The sequence below is a fragment of the Microlunatus sp. M237 genome, from assembly GCF_056896895.1.
Genome location: NZ_JBXHBL010000001.1, coordinates 946,398 through 965,312, shown reverse-complemented (window position 1 = coordinate 965,312; position 18,915 = coordinate 946,398). Strand labels below are relative to the sequence as shown.

Annotated in this window: 23 protein-coding genes, 3 tRNA genes and 1 riboswitch; of the genes, 10 read left to right on the top strand and 16 right to left on the bottom strand. The window is 69.0% G+C overall.

All coding sequences use genetic code 11. From position 1 onward, the window contains the following. Nucleotides 1-44: 44 nt before the first annotated feature. From AC1XX3_RS04630 to AC1XX3_RS04605, 6 genes are all read right to left on the bottom strand, one after another. A complete protein-coding gene (locus AC1XX3_RS04630) occupies nucleotides 45-746 on the bottom strand; it encodes a class F sortase (protein ID WP_483319895.1) in 702 nt (233 codons plus the stop codon). Nucleotides 747-750: 4 nt separating this feature from the next. Beyond that, a complete protein-coding gene (locus AC1XX3_RS04625) occupies nucleotides 751-1,557 on the bottom strand; it encodes a DUF4397 domain-containing protein (RefSeq protein ID WP_483319894.1) in 807 nt (268 codons plus the stop codon). A 121-nt stretch (nucleotides 1,558-1,678) separates the two neighbouring features. Beyond that, nucleotides 1,679-1,752: transfer RNA gene (locus AC1XX3_RS04620), tRNA-Phe, on the bottom strand. Between the two features lie 67 nt (nucleotides 1,753-1,819). Then, nucleotides 1,820-1,893 (bottom strand) — tRNA-Asp (locus AC1XX3_RS04615). A gap of 174 nt (nucleotides 1,894-2,067) precedes the next feature. Then, nucleotides 2,068-2,412, bottom strand: coding sequence for a CGNR zinc finger domain-containing protein (locus tag AC1XX3_RS04610; RefSeq protein ID WP_483319893.1), 345 nt, complete (start codon nucleotides 2,410-2,412; stop codon nucleotides 2,068-2,070). After that, nucleotides 2,372-2,920, bottom strand: a complete 549-nt coding sequence (locus tag AC1XX3_RS04605) for a class I SAM-dependent methyltransferase (RefSeq protein ID WP_483319892.1) — start codon at nucleotides 2,918-2,920, stop codon at nucleotides 2,372-2,374. Before AC1XX3_RS04605 ends, AC1XX3_RS04610 begins: the two co-directional genes overlap by 41 nt. 244 nt (nucleotides 2,921-3,164) lie before the next feature. Between AC1XX3_RS04605 and AC1XX3_RS04600 the strand changes: the two genes are divergently transcribed. Then, entirely contained in the window at nucleotides 3,165-4,046 is an 882-nt protein-coding gene (locus AC1XX3_RS04600) for an alpha/beta fold hydrolase (RefSeq protein WP_483319891.1), read from the top strand. Between the two features lie 30 nt (nucleotides 4,047-4,076). Here the strand turns inward: AC1XX3_RS04600 and AC1XX3_RS04595 are convergent, their stop codons facing one another. From AC1XX3_RS04595 to AC1XX3_RS04585, 3 genes are all read right to left on the bottom strand, one after another. Then, on the bottom strand, nucleotides 4,077-4,679 hold the full coding sequence (locus AC1XX3_RS04595) for a GNAT family N-acetyltransferase (protein ID WP_483319890.1): 603 nt from the start codon (nucleotides 4,677-4,679) through the stop codon (nucleotides 4,077-4,079). A 429-nt stretch (nucleotides 4,680-5,108) separates the two neighbouring features. After that, a complete protein-coding gene (locus AC1XX3_RS04590; RefSeq protein ID WP_483319889.1) occupies nucleotides 5,109-5,963 on the bottom strand; it encodes an alpha/beta fold hydrolase in 855 nt (284 codons plus the stop codon). A 356-nt stretch (nucleotides 5,964-6,319) separates the two neighbouring features. Further along, the gene (locus AC1XX3_RS04585; protein ID WP_483319888.1) at nucleotides 6,320-6,889 is read right to left on the bottom strand and encodes a TetR/AcrR family transcriptional regulator; all 570 of its coding nucleotides are present in this window, start codon (nucleotides 6,887-6,889) and stop codon (nucleotides 6,320-6,322) included. 12 nt (nucleotides 6,890-6,901) lie between these two features. On the opposite strand from AC1XX3_RS04585, the gene AC1XX3_RS04580 reads away from it, so the two are divergent. Next, a complete protein-coding gene (locus AC1XX3_RS04580) occupies nucleotides 6,902-7,588 on the top strand; it encodes an NAD(P)-dependent oxidoreductase (protein WP_483319887.1) in 687 nt (228 codons plus the stop codon). After that, complete coding sequence (locus tag AC1XX3_RS04575; protein ID WP_483319886.1) at nucleotides 7,585-8,496, top strand: SDR family NAD(P)-dependent oxidoreductase; 912 nt, start codon at nucleotides 7,585-7,587, stop codon at nucleotides 8,494-8,496. Before AC1XX3_RS04580 ends, AC1XX3_RS04575 begins: the two co-directional genes overlap by 4 nt. 387 nt (nucleotides 8,497-8,883) lie before the next feature. Here AC1XX3_RS04575 and AC1XX3_RS04570 read toward each other — a convergent pair. Then, nucleotides 8,884-8,959: transfer RNA gene (locus AC1XX3_RS04570), tRNA-Glu, on the bottom strand. A gap of 125 nt (nucleotides 8,960-9,084) precedes the next feature. Between AC1XX3_RS04570 and AC1XX3_RS04565 the strand changes: the two genes are divergently transcribed. Further along, nucleotides 9,085-9,273 (top strand): hypothetical protein, encoded by a 189-nt coding sequence (locus tag AC1XX3_RS04565; RefSeq protein WP_483319885.1) that lies wholly within the window; start codon nucleotides 9,085-9,087, stop codon nucleotides 9,271-9,273. Nucleotides 9,274-9,276: 3 nt separating this feature from the next. Here AC1XX3_RS04565 and AC1XX3_RS04560 read toward each other — a convergent pair whose 3' ends face one another. Further along, a complete protein-coding gene (locus tag AC1XX3_RS04560; RefSeq protein WP_483319884.1) occupies nucleotides 9,277-10,137 on the bottom strand; it encodes a bifunctional 5,10-methylenetetrahydrofolate dehydrogenase/5,10-methenyltetrahydrofolate cyclohydrolase in 861 nt (286 codons plus the stop codon). 16 nt (nucleotides 10,138-10,153) lie between these two features. Then, a riboswitch (ZMP/ZTP riboswitch) is annotated at nucleotides 10,154-10,231 on the bottom strand. 123 nt (nucleotides 10,232-10,354) lie between these two features. Beyond that, complete coding sequence (locus tag AC1XX3_RS04555) at nucleotides 10,355-11,683, bottom strand: SH3 domain-containing protein (protein ID WP_483319883.1); 1,329 nt, start codon at nucleotides 11,681-11,683, stop codon at nucleotides 10,355-10,357. A gap of 315 nt (nucleotides 11,684-11,998) precedes the next feature. Between AC1XX3_RS04555 and AC1XX3_RS04550 the strand changes: the two genes are divergently transcribed. Further along, complete coding sequence (locus tag AC1XX3_RS04550) at nucleotides 11,999-12,340, top strand: metallopeptidase family protein (RefSeq protein WP_483320211.1); 342 nt, start codon at nucleotides 11,999-12,001, stop codon at nucleotides 12,338-12,340. A gap of 21 nt (nucleotides 12,341-12,361) precedes the next feature. Here the strand turns inward: AC1XX3_RS04550 and AC1XX3_RS04545 are convergent, their stop codons facing one another. The 4 genes from AC1XX3_RS04545 to AC1XX3_RS04530 are packed head-to-tail and all read right to left on the bottom strand — an operon-like array spanning nucleotide 12,362 to nucleotide 14,644. Continuing rightward, on the bottom strand, nucleotides 12,362-12,685 hold the full coding sequence (locus AC1XX3_RS04545; RefSeq protein WP_483319882.1) for a YidH family protein: 324 nt from the start codon (nucleotides 12,683-12,685) through the stop codon (nucleotides 12,362-12,364). Further along, the gene (locus AC1XX3_RS04540; protein WP_483319881.1) at nucleotides 12,682-13,065 is read right to left on the bottom strand and encodes a YidH family protein; all 384 of its coding nucleotides are present in this window, start codon (nucleotides 13,063-13,065) and stop codon (nucleotides 12,682-12,684) included. Before AC1XX3_RS04540 ends, AC1XX3_RS04545 begins: the two co-directional genes overlap by 4 nt. Then, nucleotides 13,062-13,949 (bottom strand): EamA family transporter, encoded by an 888-nt coding sequence (locus AC1XX3_RS04535; protein ID WP_483319880.1) that lies wholly within the window; start codon nucleotides 13,947-13,949, stop codon nucleotides 13,062-13,064. Before AC1XX3_RS04535 ends, AC1XX3_RS04540 begins: the two co-directional genes overlap by 4 nt. Next, nucleotides 13,946-14,644, bottom strand: a complete 699-nt coding sequence (locus AC1XX3_RS04530) for a hypothetical protein (protein WP_483319879.1) — start codon at nucleotides 14,642-14,644, stop codon at nucleotides 13,946-13,948. The genes AC1XX3_RS04535 and AC1XX3_RS04530 overlap by 4 nt, the downstream gene beginning before the upstream one ends. Before the next feature lie 99 nt (nucleotides 14,645-14,743). Here AC1XX3_RS04530 and AC1XX3_RS04525 point away from each other — a divergent pair, with 99 nt between their 5' ends. The 5 genes from AC1XX3_RS04525 to AC1XX3_RS04505 all read left to right on the top strand — a co-directional run bounded on the left by AC1XX3_RS04525 (nucleotide 14,744) and on the right by AC1XX3_RS04505 (nucleotide 18,907). After that, a complete protein-coding gene (locus tag AC1XX3_RS04525; protein WP_483319878.1) occupies nucleotides 14,744-15,127 on the top strand; it encodes a DnaJ family domain-containing protein in 384 nt (127 codons plus the stop codon). Nucleotides 15,128-15,205: 78 nt separating this feature from the next. Then, a complete protein-coding gene (gene larE / locus AC1XX3_RS04520) occupies nucleotides 15,206-16,066 on the top strand; it encodes an ATP-dependent sacrificial sulfur transferase LarE (protein ID WP_483319877.1) in 861 nt (286 codons plus the stop codon). Next, nucleotides 16,059-16,742 carry a nickel pincer cofactor biosynthesis protein LarB gene (gene larB, locus AC1XX3_RS04515; protein WP_483319876.1) on the top strand — a complete coding sequence of 228 codons (684 nt, stop codon included), beginning with the start codon at nucleotides 16,059-16,061 and terminating at the stop codon, nucleotides 16,740-16,742. Before larE ends, larB begins: the two co-directional genes overlap by 8 nt. After that, nucleotides 16,742-17,977, top strand: a complete 1,236-nt coding sequence (larC, locus tag AC1XX3_RS04510; RefSeq protein WP_483319875.1) for a nickel pincer cofactor biosynthesis protein LarC — start codon at nucleotides 16,742-16,744, stop codon at nucleotides 17,975-17,977. The genes larB and larC overlap by 1 nt, the downstream gene beginning before the upstream one ends. Before the next feature lie 72 nt (nucleotides 17,978-18,049). After that, the gene (locus AC1XX3_RS04505) at nucleotides 18,050-18,907 is read left to right on the top strand and encodes an aldo/keto reductase (RefSeq protein ID WP_483319874.1); all 858 of its coding nucleotides are present in this window, start codon (nucleotides 18,050-18,052) and stop codon (nucleotides 18,905-18,907) included. Nucleotides 18,908-18,915: the final 8 nt, after the last annotated feature.

Genomic DNA, 18,915 nt, shown 5'->3' with positions numbered 1-18,915 from the left:
GTCCTGGTCCGTCGGCTGGAACTCGAGCGCGTGGTGGAACACAGCTAGTTGGTGTCGGGTAGGGCGGTCACGATCACGTTGTCGCTGTAGCCGACGCCCTGATCGTACGCGCCGCCGCAGGTGATGAGCACCAACCTGGCCGATCCTTCCGTGTCGAACACCTCGGCCAGCGGGACGGCGGCCTTCTGGACGGACTGCACAGAGCTGACGACGTAGGAGAGCTGTCGGCCGTCGGCGGTGGTGAGGACAACGGCCGAGCCCTCACGAACCCGCTTCAGCCGGGCGAACGGGCCCAGACCTTCCTCGCGTGAGTCCACGTGGGCGGCCAGCACGGTGGTGCCGACCCCGGTCGTCGGTCCCGCACCGTACTGGTACCAGCCGACGTCGTAGACGCTGGCCGGCAGCTCCATCTGCCCGTCGTCCTGGACGCCCACCGGGACGACGGGCATCTCGATGTCGCGACTGTCGATCTCGAGCCGGACCGGAGCGGGAGCTCGTGGGTCCGGCTGCGCGGTGTGGTCAGCGTTGCGGAGCGGGATGGTCCGGGGAGCCCGCTGCTCCGCCGTGGCCTTGCCGGCGGGGCGAGCAGGGGAGGTGCTCGAAGGCACCGACTGGGCAGACGGGCTGGCCGGGCCGGCGGCTGGGGGGGTGGCGGTCGGCCCGGAGCAACTCGTGACGAGGAGCAGGGCCGTCGCGACCATCAGCGCACCGCGACGGGCGTGATGGTGCACGACGGCCTCACTCATGTGGTCAGCGACCTGCGCGGACCACGGACAGACGACGCAGGCCCAGAGCGGCGACGGCCGCCATGCCTACGCCGATGGCCCACAGCGAGCCGGTGCCCCGGTCGGCCGCCAATCCGACCTCACCGGCGTCGACGCCACTGGGGTCAGAGTGCAACGCGATGGTCTGGACAGCGACCTTGAGGGTCTCCTCCTCCAGGCTTCCCCACGCATACACGATGGTGGAGGTGCTCTCCATGATCTTCACGTCGACCGGACCGATGACCGGGTCGGTGGTCCCGGCGGCAGCGACCGAGGCCTCGATGGTGCTGGCGTCCAGTTCGAGCGTCTCGTCGTCGGGGTTGCTGAGGCCGGAGATGACGGCCTCCTCTCCGGCGAGGATGTCAACCGCGGGAGCGGCCGCTGTGTGCCGGACCGTCAGACGACCCTGACCGTCCTTGGTCTTGGAGGTGTCGTTCTCGTACAGGGTGGCCGTGGGGTCGCCCTCCTCGTTCAGGTGCGCGACGGCCGTGTAGTTGCCGCCGTTGGCCAGCTTGAGGTCGATAGGCCCGAGGAGCGGATCGGAGTCGCCCTCGGCGTCACTGGCGGTGATGGCCACGGAGTAGGTGCCCGCGTCCAGGTCCAGAGGGCCGGCGAGGGTGCCCGGCGTGAAGTCGTCCAGGGTCAGATCGCCGTCGACGTAGACGTCAACGGTGAGGCCGGGGACAGCGTGCAGCACGAACAGCTTGGCACCGTCGGCCGCATGGGCGGGCAGTGCCATGCCGGCGGACAGGAGCACGCCGGCAGCTGCCAGTGCGAGCAATCGGTTACGCATGGGGGAACCTCCTCGAAGGCCTGCCCGGAAGCAGGATGAATGGTTACCCGTTACTTCCGAAGGAGTCGCTGCTTTGGATGCAGCCCCGGCCCGAGGCGGCGAGGCGAGGATCTGGAGACGGTGGCCAGGGCCGGGATCGAACCGGCGACCTTTCACTTTTCAGGCGAACGCTGCTACCAGCTGAGCTACCTGGCCATGATCATCCGAATGACCGGATGAACACAAAAGGTGATGCTGCGTCAGACTTCCTCAGCATCACCAGCGACCCCGACGGGACTCGAACCCGCGACCTCCGCCGTGACAGGGCGGCGCGCTAACCAACTGCGCTACGGGGCCATCTCTGACCTTCGTCGTGCTTTGTGCTTTCCTTGTGCCCGCGAAACTATAGCCTACGTTTGCCCGCAGGAAAAAACGCGGATCCCCAACGACATTCGAACCCGCGACCGCCGACGTGAGAGAGCAAGCCGGCATGGTGCATGGGCCCTCGGTTCGGCACGTGGGGCCACGCGATCAGGACGGCGGCTGGTGCCCGGTGGAGGTGGTGCGTGCCTTGCGGGTGGCTGATGCGCGTCGCATCTTGACGTAGTTGCCGCAGCCGGCCATGGAGCACCAGCGGCGGACCTGGTTACGGGAGGCGTCATAGAACGCCCAACGGCAGGTGTCGCGGGCGCACACCTTGAGCCGGGGCCAGGTGCCTTCCTGGCCGGTCTGGCGGACGGCGTCGAGGAGCTGGCCGAGTGCCTGCCCGACGGGGTCGCTCCGGGTGCTGATCAGCCGGTAGTCGCCGTTGTCGAAGTCGAGCCGGACTGGCAGGTCAGCGAGGGCGTCGCGGAGCGCGGCTCGTGTGCCACCCAAACTTCAGGCGCTCCGCCGCGCCGAAGTCGCCGGTCCCGCGGAGACCGGCCTCCGCTTGCTCAATGATCGGGCCGTAGGGGTCGGCTGGGTGCTCGGCGGTCCAGGGATTGAAGGGGAGGCCCGTCTCGAGGGACGCGAAGACCTTGGCGAATTCGGCCGTCAGATCCGGGGACGGGAGCCCCAGGTTCCAGAACAGCGCCAGTCGTCCGCCGGGGTGCAGCACGGTCGCGGCCTTCGCCGCACCAGCGTCGGGGTCGATCCAGTGCCAGGCCTGCCCGGCGATCACGCCGTCGAAGGTCCGGCCGGCCAGGTCCCAGTCCTCGAATCGACCGGCCTCGACCACGAAGCCTTTGGCGCCCGCGACCGCCGCCATCTTCGGGTCGGGCTCGACACCGAGCACCGTGAGTCCGCGGTCTCGGAAGGGCTGGGCCGAGATGCCGGTCCCGATCCCGACGTCGAGGATCGCACGACCAGGCAGCCGCTCGATGATGGCATCGACGAGCGACACCGGGTCGCTCGACCGGGCACGCCGAGGTCGTCGGCGAGCGATCGAACCATCGCCGACAGGCGATTGGCACGGCGGGCCCCGCGCGCAAGACTTCTGGCGTCAGCAGCTCTCGCTGTGGGCCGAGAACGCCGTCGGAAGGGCTCACCCCCAGCGGCAGAACGGAGGAGAACGTGCAGATCTCGATCACCGCGTTCGTCACGCTCGACGGCGTGATGGAAGCACCCGGAGGACCTGAGGAGGTCGCATGGCCGCACAGCTGACCACCGCACGCCTGGACGTGCCGGGTGCCTCCCTCTACTACGAGGTCCGGGGGAGCGGACCCCTCGCGCTGGTCGTCGGCCAACCCATGACCCACGAACCGTTCGGACCGCTGGCCGACCTGCTCGCGGACAACCGCACTGTGGTGACCTACGACCCGCGCGGTCTGGGTCAGAGCTCGGTCGAGGATACATCGGCCGACGTCACGCCGGAGGTGGAGGCCGACGACCTGGCCCAGCTCGTCGAGGCGCTCGGTGGTGGGCCTGCCGACGTCATCGCCAGCAGCGGCGGTGCCGTCGCCGGGCTGGCTCTGGCCGCCCGTCACCCTGGGGTGGTGCGGACCCTTGTCGCGCACGAGCCACCGGTGACCGAGCTGTTGCCCGACGCCGCGTATATCCGCGCCGTCGTCGACGGCGTCGAGGAGGCCTACCGCGACGGCGGGTCGGGCGCCGGTTGGGCCGGGTTCATCGCGCTCGTCGTGCACGACGGACTGCTGACCGGACCTTCGGTACCACCAGCGTCCTGGCTCCCACCGGGAGACGCCGACCCGGGCACCGCTGGCGACGAGCCGCAGGAGGCGGCGTCCGACAAGGACGCGGCCGACGACGCCCTGTTCTTCCTGCGGATGCTGAAACCCTTCACCCGATACCAGCCTGACGTCGAGGCGCTCCGTTCGGGTGCCACCCGCGTGGTCATCGCCGTCGGAACGAGCTCGGGGGACGCGATCGCGGTCCGCGCAGCCCGGGCGCTGGCCGAGCGGCTCGACGCGACGCCCACCACCTTCCCCGGTGACCACGGCGGGTTCATGGGCGACCCGGTGGCCTTCGCCGACGTGCTGCGCGGGGTGCTGGACGGCGGAGCCCCATGAGCCGCACGCAGTAGGCGACAGTAAGCGGGACTAGACACCCCGGGTGACGGGCCCAGATGGCAGAAGACCTGGCCTGGAGAACCAGCTGTCACGCGTGGTGCCGTAGACCACTTCGCCCTGGTCAGCTCCGGGTAGCGGTTCGTCCCACTCGCGGTGATCAGTGCGCAGGTGAAGCATGCCGAGCCTGGTCATGACCCGGCGGCTCGGTGCGTTGACCGCCATCGTCTCCGCCCAGACCTCGGTCAGGCCCACGGTGGCGAAGCCGTGCTCCAGGACCGCTCGAGCTCCCTCGGTCGCATACCCCTGCCCCCAGTGCCGACGAGCCAGTCGCCAGCCCGCCTCAGCGTCCGCCGGCGCCGCCGGAACTGGCCGGATGGGGGAGAGTTCCCACCAACCCAAGAAGGCATCATCGCTGGCGGACCATCCCACCCACCAACCCAAACCGACCGCATCCGCCTCGCGGTCGGCACAGATCGGCGCCCAATAGTCCTGCGCCTCCTGTGCTGATCGCGCCCTGCCCAAGATGTACCGCAGCACCTCAGGGTCAGCGTCCAACTCCACCAGCAAGGGCAAGTGCTCGGTGGTCATCGGCTCCAGCCGGATGCGCGCGGTGCTCAGGATCGGACGGGTCACTCGACCATTCTGGTCTCAAAACCCTCCGGCCTGGCGCTTCCCGGCGTCAGTGATGCTGGGTGACCCGTTGTTTGGGAAGGTTGATTCCTGACTTCAACCCTGGTGACATCGTCACGGCCACCAGCAGGGGTGGTCGAGGTGATGGCCGGAGGGTCGTTGGGACGTCGACGATAACCTCAAGCAGGAGGACAGCGGGTGGGAGGACGGGACGGTCACGTTTTATCCCAGGATCGGGTCGTCCTCGGCGGGCCCTGACGTCGTCGGCGTTCGACCGGTGTTGTTGGACGGCGTGATCGACCCAGTCGGTGTGCGTGGTGCTGACTGGCAATGAGAGCCCGGAGGTGCGGGTGCCAGGCGTTTCGGGTCCGACGCGTGTGCTGGTTAGCGCGGCGACGGGGCTCCGGAGCCGGCTGAGGTGTGGATTGACCCCTACTGGTCGAGCAAGAACCGTTGGACGGCGCTGAGCCACTTCTCGGGCTGGTCCAGGTGTGTCATGTGGCCGGCGTCCTCGATGACGTGTGCCTGCGCGTGGGGTAGGCGCAGGGCGGCCTGCTCAGCGAGGGCGGCAGGGAAGATCATGTCTTGTCGCCCGTGGAGTAGCAGAATAGGTACGCCGGTGGCAGCAAGCGCTTCAGCAGCGTCGGGAAGCCGGGCTGATGGCAGGGTCCCGGCGACGCGTGCGCCGTGCCAGTCGCCGGAGAAACACACATGGTCGACGCGGTTGAGATAGTCCAACCGTGCTGCTGTGCGGTGCACGTTGCTGGCCGCAGCCGCGACGGCGACCGCCCGCGTGAGGTCGGCGCCGGTTCTCTTCTGGTCGGTCCACGCTGCCGCCTCTTCAGCTCGGGCACGGTCTCGAGCGGTCCAGCCGTCGAACAGCTGCTCCTCTACGGGCAGCACGCTGCTCGAAGCCACGATGAGTCGGCTGACCCGATGGGGCGCCGCGCAGGTGAGCCGCTGTGCGAGAAGCCCTCCATAGGAGAAACCCAGGACCGCTGTCGTGGTTACCTGGAGGGCATCGAGCAGAACGAGCAGGTCGGATACGACAGCGTCAGGTGTGTACCGGTCCGGAGCGAGCCCTCGGGTTGAGCGGCCGCACCCTCGCAGGTCAGGCATCACCACGTGCAGTCGATCGGTCAGCAGCTCCAGGGGTGACCGGAGGTAGCTGTGGTCCCAGTCGGGGCCGCCATGGATGACCAGCAAGCTTCCGCGGCGTGGATCGCCGCCGCGAGGGGCGAAGAGCACGACCCCCTCACCGACGTCCACGTATTCGTCGTCGAGCATGCTTCACAGTCTGACTGACACGACGCCGGAAGATCAGGGCGGTACGCGACTCGCTGTCCGGCAGGCCAGCCGCGGGAAGGAGGAAGAATTCCAATCGGTCAATCTTGGCTACGAAGTGGCCGGCCAGTGTGAGGTCGAAGCGCTGTTTGTTCTTGCCATGTTTCGGCGCCACCGGCGGGCCGCCCCTTGGATGGGCGTGATGGGGCGGCAGTCCATGGCGCACGCACCTGAGCGCGACCACCCGGTTGCGGAGTCTCTCGAGCATGTGAATGCCCTGCCAGGGCAGGCCACGACCGATCGCCGATCGGGCGTGCAGGGCGTACAGCCATCCCCTCATTCAGGGGTTCAGGCGCGGGTTAGTCCTGCGTCCAGGTCCCGAGGGAGGAGATCGCGGCGTCGATGAGGGAGTCGTCGATAGGGGCGTGCTCGATGGTGCTGCGGTAATAGAGCGGGCCAAGGAGCAGCGCAGCGGCAGCCGTGCTGTCGATGTTGAGCTCGAGGTGGCGCTGGGTCTGGGCGTGGTCGAGGGCGGCGGCGAGTCGTTCGGCTAGGACCTGGGCGAGCCTGGCACGTCGAGCATCTATCTCCGGGTCCCATAAGGCGGTGTTGGCCAAGGTGGTGGTGACGGCGCGGACGTCGTCCAGCTCGAGCTGACGAGCGATAACCGTCAACTCGGTCCGCAGCCAGTCCCGTACGGGCTCGGTCGGGGCGGCGAAGAACGGCATCGGCACCGTCGCCATCGCCTCGCCAAGCAGCTGGTCGGCTTTCGGCCAGTGCCGGTAGATCGTGGCCCGGCCCACGCCGGATCGCTCGGCGACCTGGACGTGGGTGACAGCGCCGGGCCCGTGCTCGAGCAGGAGCTGGCGGGCTGCGTGCAGGATCGCTTGCTTGCTCCGCACCGCCCGAGGGTCATCAGATACCGACACGGACCCCACTCTATGAGACACATTGACTCAGAAAGACATCTGGGTCACCCTTCATCTATGAGACAATCTGACTCAAAGTTGACCATGGCCGTCCTCGGCGCCACTGGACGCACCGGCCGCCACGTCGTCGACGCGGCCCTCGGTCGAGGGCATGAAGTGATCGCCTTGGTTCGGCGGTCGCAATCGTTCGTCCCGCCGCAGGAGAGGCTGACCGAGAGGGTCTGGACTGACCTCGCGGATCAGGTGACTCTGGCATCGCTTCTCACCGGGGCGGACGCCGTTATCAGCACGTTGGGCGGGGCAGCCAAAGGTCCAACCACGGTCTGCACTGACGCGGCTCGCTCCCTGGTGCCGGCCATGGGTGCGGCCGGAGTCGACCGGCTGGTCGCGGTCAGCGCTTACGGCATTGCTGAGACCCATGACCGGTCGTTGTATGCGCTCGCGGTCTGGGCTGGTGTGGCCGACCGGCTGCGGGACAAAGAATCCATGGAATCCCTCATCACCGCCTCCGACCTCGACTGGACGCTCGTCCGGCCGCCGGCGCTGAAGAACAACCCTGCGGTCGACCGATACCGCGTCGGCGCCGACCTCCCCATCCACGTGTGGAGCTCCATCGGACGCGCCGACCTCGCCCGCTTCCTCATCGCCGAGGTCGAGCAGCCCCGCTTCGTCCGCGCGTTCCCCCGGATCGCCCGATGACCGGCCAAACCGATCTCGGTGGTCAGGTCGCCGTTGTCACCGGCGCGACCGGGGGGATGGGGCGGGTCATCGCCCTCGAACTCGCCCGCCGCGGCGCTCACCTGGTCACCGTGGCCCGCGACCCCCGACGAGCTGCGCCGCTGCGACACCAGATCGAGAGCGAGGTCGGCAAGGTGATCCACGTGATTCAGGGCGACCTCGCGCGACGCGACGACCTCATCGCGGCGGCCCACCAGATTGCAGACCGGTACGCTGCGGTGCACATCCTGGTCAACAACGCCGGCGCACACTTTCTTGACCGCCGACTGTCTGATGACGGCATCGAGATGCACATCGCTCTCGACTATCTCGCTGGCTTTGGCCTCACCCTCCTCCTCCGCCATCCCCTCATGCGCGGCGGGGCGCGCATCGTGAACGTCGCTTCTGACACCCTCAACGACACCCGGCAGGTCAAGCTCATCGGTCGTCCCCGCCCCGTCACCCTCGACGTCGACCAGCTCGATGACCTTCGCGCACTGAACCCTGGAGCCGCGTTTGTGCCTTTCGAGGCCTACGCCCGCGCCAAGCTCCTCACCGTCATGGCCGGCTACGAAGCAGCCCAACAGCTGGGACCGCACGGAGTCACCGTCAACTCCGTGCACCCCGGCATCGTGGACACCGACATCATCGACGACCTCATCCCACCCCTGCTCACCCCTTTCACTCGGCTGATCCGAGGCATGATGCTGACCCCCGAACAAGGCGCGTCCGCAGCGCTACGCCTCGCCACCGATCCCGAGCTGAGCAGCATCACCGGCCGGTACTTCGTCCGTGCCACCCCGACCGCCACCCCGCCGATCACCGACGACCGCGCCGCCCGTACGAAGCTGTGGGCCACCAGCGCCCGCCACTTCGGGTTCGGCGAGTGACCTCACCGCTTCTCCCCAAGATGGTGAACGGCGCACCCTGCATGAGGTCTCCCGGTCCACGCGTGAGGGGCAGCCCGATCACCATCTCCACGGGCGAGCGAGGTGTTCAACGAGGCGAGTCAACGACAGCGCAGATCTGCTCCGCGAAGGTGACGTCACCGGAGTTGTCTTCACTTTGACCCGCTACGACCGCATCTTCGAGGACTGGTCCAACCAAGCCGTCGACCGCCTGGACGCCCTCCTGCAGGGTCCGCAGACAGTGGGTCCAGGCACTCAGCGCCGGCGAGGCTGAGCCCTGGGTGTGTCCCGAATATGTCCCCGACCCGGTCCGTTCGACCGGTCAGCACCCCGGCCTTCGCCGCAAGCCCTAGTCGGAGGCAGTTCTGCTGGCATCCCCAACGGGATTCGAACCCGTGCTGCCGCCTTGAAAGGGCGGTGTCCTAGGCCGCTAGACGATGGGGACCTGACCGAAAGACTATAGGCCGTGTCAGGGGCTGCGGGCCAATCCCCCCGCCGTGGGCGGCTGGCGCCAAACCGCAGCCGCCGGGGCTGCTCGTGCTGCATCCGCCGTCGAGAACGCTGACCTCGGTGCCGGACTACGAGGTCGCCTCCGGCTGCGTCTTTCTCCCCGGCCTGCCGCACCTCGGCTTGGACCACCGCGCCGCATGGGTCGAGGCGGACGTTGACGGCACCGTCACGCACCTGGTCAGTCGAGCCGGGATCGACCCGCAGACCAACGTGGATACTGCGGCGTTGGCGCTGTTGCTCGCGGCCTGAGGATCAGGCTCGCTCCGCCGCCGTGACGGTCTGCTCCAGCAGGACGGCGATGGTCATCGGGCCCACCCCGCCCGGCACCGGCGTGATCAAGCTCGCCCGCTCCCTGGCCGCGCTCTCGACGTCCCCGACGTTGCCCGCGTTGTAGCCGGCATCGACGACCACGGCGCCCGGCTTGATCCAGGCTCCCTTGATCAGCTCGGCGCGACCCACTGCGGCGACGACCACGTCAGCCTCAGCGACCACGGCGGCCAGCTTTTCGGTGCGGGAGTGGGCGAAGGTGACAGTGGCGTCGCGACCGAGCAACAGCATGCCGACCGGGCGACCGAGGATCGGGCTGCGGCCGACGACGACAGCGCGGCGGCCCGTCAGCTCCACGTCGTAGGCATCCAGCAGCCGAAGGATCCCTCCCGGCGTGCAGGAGGTGAACCCCGGACCGCCGAGCGCCATGGCCGCGAAGGAGGCACCGGTGACGCCGTCGACGTCCTTGCCCGGGGCGATCGCCTCGAATGCCAGCCGTTCATCGATCTGGGCCGGAACCGGATGCTGCAGCAGGATGCCGTCCACTGTGTCATCGGCGGACAATCCGGTCAGCACGGCCACCACGTCGGCGGTCGTCGTGGCGTGGAGATCAATACGACGTGAGGTGATTCCGGCCTGGCGGCATCGGTTCACCTTCATCCGGACATAGGTGTGCGAGGCCGGGTCATCGCCGACCAACACCGTGGCCAGGCACGGTGGTCGCCCGCGCCGGCCGAGCACCTCAGCGGCGCGCACCGCCGCCTCGGCGAGGATCGTACGGGCGACGGCGGCGCCGTCCATCAGGGTCGCAGGATGGGCTGCTGACTGGCCTGCTGTGGTGGTCACGGGCACTCCCTCGATGGGGGAGCACCCAGGCGGTCGATGCTCCGGCGTGTCACTTCCCGGTGGTGGGTCCACCTGCGCCAGTCGTGTGCGCCCAGACTAACCGTCCGACGCGACAACGCGCCGACGCCCGCCCGCCGGTGACCACCGCTCCTCGCAGGAGTCGTTGGTCGCCGACGGGCGGGCGTCGGCCGTCGTGCGTCTGGGGTCTTGCCCTTGATCAGGGGAAGACGGTGATGTGTACGTGGTTCTTGTGGTTGGCCGAGTCGCTGCCACGATCGGCCATGTAGCGCCAGCCCTCGCCGGACCGCTTGATGTTCCAGATTCGCTGGTTCCAGATGACGTACTCGATGTCGAACGAGCCGGCGTTCGCTCGGGCCCAGGCGGCGATCTTGTCCCCGAGCGCCCGTCCGGAGCTGGAGCCGTAGACCGGGATCATCAGGTCCAGCGCCCGACCCGACGGGTGGTCGGGGATGGAGTCAGGTCGCACCCCGTAGTAGGTCTTCACCTGGGGGAACGCCTTGAGCGCGGCCCGGTGCACCTTGATCGCGTTGGGCTTGAGTCCCTTCTCGACCGCGTACGACGGGGCGGTCCCGCCCGAGCTGCCGGGGGTGGTTGGCTTCTTGGTCGACAGGTACATCGCGGTGACCCAACGAACGGTCTTGGCGTAGACGATCTGTGCGCGACCGTTGGCGGTCACGCCGGTGATGCTGAGCGCTGAGCCCTTCTTCACCTCGCCGACGACCTTGTGGTTGGCCGTGCTGGCGGTCCGGATGTCCAGGTCTGCGGTGGCGTACCGGGTGCCCACGATCCGCGGCAGTGCTGGAGCGCTGGGCTTGCTCACCGCCTGGTTGGAGAGATAGCGCGCCGTCACCCAGCGCACAGCGTTGCCGTAGACGATCTGGGCCCGGCCGTTCTTGGTCGTGCCGGTGACCGACAGCTTGGTGCCCTTCTTGACCTCCGTGACGATGCGGAAGTCGTCGTCGGGGGTGGTCCGGATGTTCAGGTCAGCGGTCGCATAGCGCGTGCCGATGATTCGGGGGAGGCCGGTGGCGGAGCTCGCCAGGTATTGCGTGCTCACCCAGCCGCGGGTGCGGGCGATGGTGATCTCGACGAAGCCGCGGGTGGCCTTGCCGGTCAGCGTGACCTTGGACCCGTCCCCGATCACGGTGATCACGCCGTAGGAGAGTCCTGGGCCCTTGCGAACCCGAAGGCTGGTGGTGGTGAGCTTGACGCTGCCGCCGTCGACCGTGGTCGGTGCCGGCACGCTGCCGCTCTTGCTCAGGTATTTGCTGGCGATATAGGCCGACGAGCCGTTGAACCTGATCTTGGTCCAACCCTTGCTGCTGGTCAGCGTGGTGACGGTTTGGCCTCGGTAGAGACCACCGACGACCTTGGTGCTGGTGCTGGGGCCGGATCTGATGTTGACCCCTTCGTTCGCAGTCATCTGCGAATCTGCGGCGGCGGTCTGGATCCCCGTCAGACCGACCACCAGACCGGCTGAGGCCACGAGGGCGCCCACCGATCTCAACGTACGAATGGTGCTCACTGCGTTCCTCCTCAACGGCCTTCCCGGACCGTATGGGTGTGCATGCGTATGGGTGTCGCCACTGCCTCCCCCCGGATTCACTTGAGTAACAACAACCTCAATCTGCCCAGGACTCTAACTGCGTCACAGCCGTAACCACAAGTGGTGAGTACACTTCTGACTTGATTTTCAAGTCAACACGCCGAACAAGTTGCAAAAATTACAGCGATGTGATTGTTGATCACACCGTTGTGATCTCTCCTCGAGGGCCGTCCTGACCGCGTCGCTAGGCTGAGCGCATGAAGCTGCTGGCGGGACACTGACGTGGCCATCGAGATGTCGGTGGCGGCCTTCGAGCAGCTCGTGGCCGAGTCGCTGGACTCGGTGCCACCGGAGCTGGCTTCCTTGATCGACAACTGCGTCATCCTGGTCGAGGACGATGCGCCGGCTGACGATCCGGAGCTCCTCGGGCTGTATGACGGCATCCCGCTGACCGAGCGAGGCAGTGACTACGGCGCGGTCCTGCCGGACCGCATCTTCATCTTCCGACGGCCGACGCTGGCCATCTGCGACACCGAGGACGACGTGGTCGAGGAGGTGCACATCACCGTGGTGCATGAGATCGCGCACCACTTCGGCATCGACGACGAGCGGTTGCACGCGCTCGGTTACGCCTGAGCTCGGACCGGGGCGGGGACCTCAGGTCAGCAAGACATAGCCCAGCGCACCGAGACCGGTGGTCACCGTCAGCACGGTGAGCGCCAGCGGAGCCCGTCCGTCAGCCGTCGGCCGCTGGGCGTGCAGGGCCCGCTGGTTGGCGGCGTAGCGCCGGGTGACCACCCAGCCCAAGCCGAGCGTGCAGATCACTGCGGCCGCGCCGACGACCGCGGCCAGCAGCAGGGACCGGGTGGCGAGCAGCCGGGCGATGACGAGGCCGCCGGCGAGACCGGACAGGGTGGTCCGCTGCCAGGCCAGCCGGGTTCGCTCGTTCTGCAGGCCCGGGTCCCACAGCGGAAGGCTCACTGCAGGCTGATCACGACGAGCGCGGCCAGCGCGACGACCACGATGCCGAGCGTGACGAAGCCGAGCGCGAACGAGGAGGGCAGCGGCTGTCCCAGCCGGAGGGCCCGCTCATTGCGCATCCAGCGGGAGAATCCGCCCGCGCCCGACACCAGCCCGCAGATGATCAACACCAGGGCGGCCAGCCGGGCCTGGAGCTGCAGGTCGGGGTTGAGCCCGGCCACGGCGGCGATGGCGACTCCGGCCGCCACGAACCCCAGCCCGGTACGGATCCAGGCCAGGAACGTACGCTCGTTGGCGAAGGTGAACCGCGGGTCTGGCTCGCTGCCGACGCCGAAGACATGCTGTGGCCAACGGCGGTCGGCGGGCTGGGGAAGAGTCACGCCTGCGATGCTACTGGGACTCGTTGGCGTCGCAGCGGCAACGATTGTCCCAGGACGACCGAGACGAGCACGATCACCGCGCCCAGCACCTGCCAGAGGTTGAGGCTCTGGCCCAGGACGACCCAGCCGAGGGCCGCGGCGACCACCGGATTCACCAGGCTGAGGAACGTGACCGAGGCGGCCGGCAGTCGCTGGAGTCCCCAGAACCACATCGCGTAGCCGACGATGCCGCTGATCAGCACCAGATAGATCAGGCCGGCGATGTTGCGGCCACTGAGCGAGTCCGGCAGACCTTCGATGATCAAGGTGAACGGCAACAGAGTGAGCCCGCCGAGCAGAAACGTCCAACCGGTGAAGTGCATGGCGGTGAAGCCCGGTGGATGTCCCCAGCGCTTGGTCAGCACCGTGGCCACCCCCATCATGATCACGCAGCTGAGCATGGCCAGCAGCCCCCAGGCGTCCAGCCTGGCGTTGGATCGCAGCACCAGCAGCGCGACACCGACCACGCCGAGGGCGCCGGCGACGAGCTGGATCCCGCGGATGCGCTGGCCGAGCCAGGGCACCGACAGCAGCACGACGATGATCGGCGTCAGCGAGTTGATCACCGCGGCCACGCCACCGGGCAGTCGATAGGCCGCGACGAACAGGAGCGGGAAGAAGGCCGAGCAGTAGAGCACCGACAACAGCACGAACCGGGCTCGCCAGCCGACCGGCGGCAACTTGCTGCCGAGCACCAGGACCAGCCCGGTGGGCAGGGAGCGGACCGTGGCGGCCAGCAGCGGGCGGTCCGGTGGCAGGAACTGGGTGGTCAACACATAGGTCGTGCCGAAGATGATCGGGGCCAGTACCGCGAGGTACGCCCAGCGGGGGTCGCGGGTGCTCACCGGGCATCGGCTCCGGTCAGCAGATAGCTGCGTTTGGCGTCGCTGACCCACAGGGTGCAGGTGCCGAGGTGCTCGGGCAGCAGATAGCCCGACTGCAGGTCCGAGCGGGTCAGCACCGCTGCACCGGTGGTGTCGGCCACCGTCTGGCGGGCAGCGTCGTCGGCGGTCACCGCGAGCAGGCGCATCGTGCGCTGGATGTGGTTGACGGCCAAGGTCGCGACCACCTCGTCGGCGAACGTCGGTGCCACCACCACCAGCGGGGTCCGGGTCATGATCATTTTCTCCGCCACCGGGAGTAACTCGCGGATCGAGGTCACGGGCTCACCGCAGACCAGCACGCGGCCATCGGGCACGACGGCCCAGCCGGACCGCGGATCGGTGACGAAATCTCGACCGGCGTAACCGGCCTTGACCGTGACCGTGGCCGGGTCCTGCAACCGGCGCTTCAGCGACTCCCGCTCCGCCGGCCCGAGCTCGAGCGACGCCGCGTCCTCCGGGGTCCGCCGGGCCTGCAGCTCCGACAGATAGCTCGGCGCCGCGGCATCGGGCTTGAACTGGGGGATGTCACGCCGTGGCGGAGCGAGCATCTCCTCGGCGCGCCGCTGGTTCTTGCGCCGGTCCGACAGCGCGCCGTAGATGATCACCACCAGCCCGACCACCACCAGGGCGGCCAGCCCCACGCTCCACGCATCCATGCCGATCAGCCTGCCACACGCGGTTCCGGCGCCGAGTGATCGAGCGCCGCTAGAATGAGATGCCCGACGACACTCGACTGCCCCGAGGTGGTGGCGCCGATGAGCCCGTACGAGTCGTGGATCGACCGGCAGATCCGCGAGGCCCAGGAGAAGGGCCAGTTCGACAACCTGCCCGGCAGCGGGAAACCGCTGCGGGACCTCCGTCGCGACGACGCCAACTGGTGGGTCAAGGGCCTGATCGAGCGGGAGCAGATCAAGCCGTTACTGCCCACCTCGCTGATGCTGCGCAAGGAGGCCGAGGAGATCGACGACACGGTGGCCGACGTGCGGCGCGAGGAGGACGTGCGTGAGATCGTCGATGCGCTCAACGACCGGATCCGCGACTCGCACCGACGTCGGGTCGACGGTCCGTTGCTGGTCACCAAGGTGATCGATGTTGAGGCCGTGGTGTCCCGCTGGCGGGAGCGGCGCAGGAGTCGGTGACCCCGGGTCCCGCCCGCCGCTCGGCAAGGCAGACTAGGGCCCGATCGTCGCCGCCGGCATCGATCGGAAGGGACTCCCATGACCATCACCGAGCAGTCGCCCGAGGCTGCGTTCGCCGACGAGTTCCTCGTTGGGCTGAGTGCCGCCCTCGTGGGAGTCCTCCGCCTGGGGGTGGCGTACTCCGGGGGCGTCGACTCAGCCACGCTGCTGGCCGGCGCCGTCCGGGTGCTGGGTCCCGAGCGGGTGGTCGCCATTCTGGGGGTCTCGCCGAGCCTGGCTGCCGAGGAGCGCGAGGCCGCGCATCAGGTGGCTCGGGTCATCGGCGCGCGGGTGGTCGAGATCGAGACGTTCGAGGGTGACCGGCCGGAATACCAGGCCAACGGCCCGGACCGCTGTTTCCACTGCAAGGACGAGCTGTTCACCCGGATCGGCGACGATGTCGTGTCAGCGCAGGCGCTCGACGCGGTGGCATACGGGGAGAACGCCGACGACGCACGCCGGCCCGACCGGCCCGGCGCTCAGGCCGCGACCCAGCACCGGGTGCTGCGCCCGCTGGCCGACCTCGGCCTGGACAAGGCGGCCGTACGGCGGCTGGCGCGGTTCTGGGAGCTGCCGTGCGCCGACAAGCCAGCCGCCCCCTGCCTGGCCTCGCGGATCCCGCACCACGAGCAGGTCAGTCCCGAGAAGCTGCACCAGATCGACCAGGCCGAGTCGGCGCTGCGCCGACTGGGCTTCGCCGACCTCCGCGTTCGTCACCACGGCGACATCGCCCGGATCGAGCTGCCGGCCGCCGACCTGGTGCGGGCGGTCTCTGACCCGCTGCGAACCGAGGTGCGCCGTGCTGTGACGGGGGCCGGCTTCCGATTCGCCGCCGTCGACCTCGGGGGCATGCAGTCGGGCACCTTCACTCTCACCGTGCTGGGACAGGCCAATGCCTGAGCCGGGATCGGTGGAGAGCTTCGCCACCTTGGACTTCGAACGGACCCGCCGCCGCGGCTATCCGGAGGCAATCTTCTGTGAGGGCAAGACCGCTGACCAGGTGGCGCGGATCGCGGTGGCCGTACGCGAGCGTGGCGAGGGCGCGACGCTGTTCACCCGCGCCTCGGCGGAGCACGCCGAGGCCGTGCTGGGCGAGCTCCCCGATGCCTACGACGATCGCGCCGCCCGACTCCTCGCCTGGCCGCCGGAGCCGCCCGCACCGACCGGTGGGCTGGTCATCGTCGTCTCGGCCGGGACGACTGATCTGCCAGTGGCCCGTGAGGCCGAGCTGACCGCCCGCTATCTCGGCCGACCGACCGAGCTCGTCGTCGACGTCGGTGTGGCGGGCCTGCACCGGGTGCTGTCCCGGCTCGACCAGTTGCGCCGCGGCCGGGTCATCGTGGTCGCCGCCGGCATGGATGGGGCCCTGCCCAGCGTGGTAGCCGGCCTGGTCAGCGCTCCGGTGGTGGCGTTGCCCACCTCGGTGGGCTACGGCGCTGCCTTCGCCGGCCTGGCCCCACTGCTGTCCATGCTCAACGCCTGCTCTCCCGGCGTCGGGGTGGTCAACATCGACAACGGCTACGGCGCAGGACACCTCGCCGCCCAGATCGCCGCCCCACACCCGGAGGACCACTGATGACCACTCACGCCTGGATCGATGCCTCCGCCGGAGTGGCCGGCGACATGCTGCTCGGCGCACTCGTCGACGCCGGGGCTGATCTTGAGGTGCTGCAGCGGGCGGTGGACGCGGTCATCCCCGGCTCGGTCACGCTGACCCGGCAGCCCGTCACCCGGGCCGGGATCGCTGCGGCGAAGGTCGACGTGGAGGTGGGAGTCGACGACCCACCGCACCGCACCTGGCGGACGATCCGCACCATGCTGACTGAGGCGGACCTGGCGGAGCGGGTCCGGCGCGACGCCCTGGCCGTGTTCGAGACCCTGGCCGAGGCCGAGGGCCGGGTGCACGGGGTCTCGGCCGAGGAGATCCACTTCCACGAGGTGGGTGCGCTCGACTCGATCGCCGACGTGGTCGGCGTCTGCGCCGCGTTGCACGACCTCGGGGTCGAGACGCTCAGTGCCAGCCAGGTGGCCGTCGGGTCCGGTCACGTCCGCGCTGCCCACGGGCGGATTCCTGTCCCGGTCCCGGCTGTGACCCAGCTGGCCCGTGGCTGGCGGATCACCGCCGGCGGCGAAGGTGAGCTGACCACCCCGACCGGGATGGCCCTGCTCGCCGCGCTCTGCTCCACCTGTGAGGAGCTGCCGTCTTTGGTGATGAGCGGTATCGGTCTCGGGGCCGGCAGCAAGGACTTCCCCGGGCGGGCCAACGTCACCCGCGTCGTCCTCGGAACGACGGGAGCGGCGGGCACTGCGGAGCCGGCTGACGGCGATCCTGCCGTGCTGCTCGAGGCCAACGTCGATGACCTCGACCCGCGGGTCTGGCCGGACGTCCTCGGTCGGCTGCTGGCCCTGGGCGCGTCCGACGCCTGGCTGGTGCCGATCCTGATGAAGAAGGGCCGCCCCGCGCACACCCTGAGCGTGCTGTGCCATCCCGGCCGTGCGGCCGAGCTGCGCGACGCCATGTTGACCGGGACCAGCACCATCGGGGTACGCCAGCACACCCTGCGCAAGTACGCCCTGCCGCGTGCCTGGGCCGACGTGGCGGTGGACGGCGGCTCGGTGGCGGTCAAGCTGGCGCACCGAGACGGCGTGATCATGCAGGCGAGCCCCGAGTTCGACACCGTCGCGGACCTGGCCGGCGCCGGTGGCCGGCCGCAGCACGTGGTGCTGGCCGAGGCAGTGGCTGCCGCCGCGGCCGCGGGTCTGACGGTGGGTGCACCGCTGCCGGGGACGGCAAGGTCCGCGCGCGGCTGACCCGACCGAGCCGACGAGGAGCAAATGCCGGCCCGGGCAGACGGGGAGGACCCGGAGGAGCACAATGGCCCCATGATTCCTCTGCTCCCCTTCGGTCGGACCGGTCACAACAGCACCCGCATCATCTTCGGCGCCGCGGCGCTGGGCTCGGTCACCCAGGACGAGGCCGATGCGACACTGGAGCTGATCCGCGCCCACGGCATCAACCACATCGACACCGCCCATAGCTACGGCGACGCGGAGCTGCGGCTCGGCCCCCACCTGGAGCAGCACCGCGACGACTACTTCCTCGCGACCAAGACCGGCCAGCGCACCCGCGCGGAGGCGTACGAGGAGATCTGTCGCTCACTGGAGCGGATGCGCACCGACCACGTCGACCTGCTGCAGCTGCACAACCTGGTGGAGGAGGATGAGTGGCAGACCGCGTTCGCACCCGGCGGGGCGCTGGAGGCCGCGGTTCAGGCGCGAGACGAGGGCCTGGTCCGCCACATCGGGGTCACTGGTCACGGGGTGACGGTGGCGGCTCAGCACCGGCGCTCCCTCGAGCAGTTCGACTTCGACTCGGTGCTGCTGCCGTACAACTTCGCCATGTCGCGCAACGCGAACTATCTGGCCGACTTCGATGCCCTGGCCCAGATCTGTGCGGAACGCAACGTCGCCATGCAGACGATCAAGGCGGTCACCAAGGCGCCGTGGGGAGATCGGGAGGCCACTGCCGCCACCTGGTACGAGCCGCTGCGTGACCCGGAGGCCATCCACACCGCGGTCAGCTGGGTGCTGGGCCGCCCGGGGATCTATCTCAACACCGTCGGCGATATCCACGTGTTGCCCACCGTGCTGGCGGCGGCGGAACGGTTCGAGTCCCGGCCCGACGACGCGGCGATGGCCGAGCTGGAGCGGACCTGGGGCCTGGAGCCGTTGTTCGTCTGATCTCGGGC

Bases quoted from the DNA above. Each gene is read 5' to 3' on its own strand.
- AC1XX3_RS04630 (WP_483319895.1), bottom strand. From the start codon at position 746: ATGAGTGAGGCCGTCGTGCACCATCACGCCCGTCGCGGTGCGCTGATG.
- AC1XX3_RS04625 (WP_483319894.1), bottom strand. From the start codon at position 1,557: ATGCGTAACCGATTGCTCGCACTGGCAGCTGCCGGCGTGCTCCTGTCC.
- AC1XX3_RS04600 (WP_483319891.1), top strand. From the start codon at position 3,165: ATGGCCGCACAGCTGACCACCGCACGCCTGGACGTGCCGGGTGCCTCC.
- AC1XX3_RS04590 (WP_483319889.1), bottom strand. From the start codon at position 5,963: ATGCTCGACGACGAATACGTGGACGTCGGTGAGGGGGTCGTGCTCTTC.
- AC1XX3_RS04580 (WP_483319887.1), top strand. From the start codon at position 6,902: ATGAGACACATTGACTCAGAAAGACATCTGGGTCACCCTTCATCTATG.
- AC1XX3_RS04575 (WP_483319886.1), top strand. From the start codon at position 7,585: ATGACCGGCCAAACCGATCTCGGTGGTCAGGTCGCCGTTGTCACCGGC.
- AC1XX3_RS04550 (WP_483320211.1), top strand. From the start codon at position 11,999: ATGTCGGTGGCGGCCTTCGAGCAGCTCGTGGCCGAGTCGCTGGACTCG.
- AC1XX3_RS04530 (WP_483319879.1), bottom strand. From the start codon at position 14,644: ATGGATGCGTGGAGCGTGGGGCTGGCCGCCCTGGTGGTGGTCGGGCTG.
- AC1XX3_RS04525 (WP_483319878.1), top strand. From the start codon at position 14,744: ATGAGCCCGTACGAGTCGTGGATCGACCGGCAGATCCGCGAGGCCCAG.
- larE (WP_483319877.1), top strand. From the start codon at position 15,206: ATGACCATCACCGAGCAGTCGCCCGAGGCTGCGTTCGCCGACGAGTTC.
- larB (WP_483319876.1), top strand. From the start codon at position 16,059: ATGCCTGAGCCGGGATCGGTGGAGAGCTTCGCCACCTTGGACTTCGAA.
- larC (WP_483319875.1), top strand. From the start codon at position 16,742: ATGACCACTCACGCCTGGATCGATGCCTCCGCCGGAGTGGCCGGCGAC.
- AC1XX3_RS04505 (WP_483319874.1), top strand. From the start codon at position 18,050: ATGATTCCTCTGCTCCCCTTCGGTCGGACCGGTCACAACAGCACCCGC.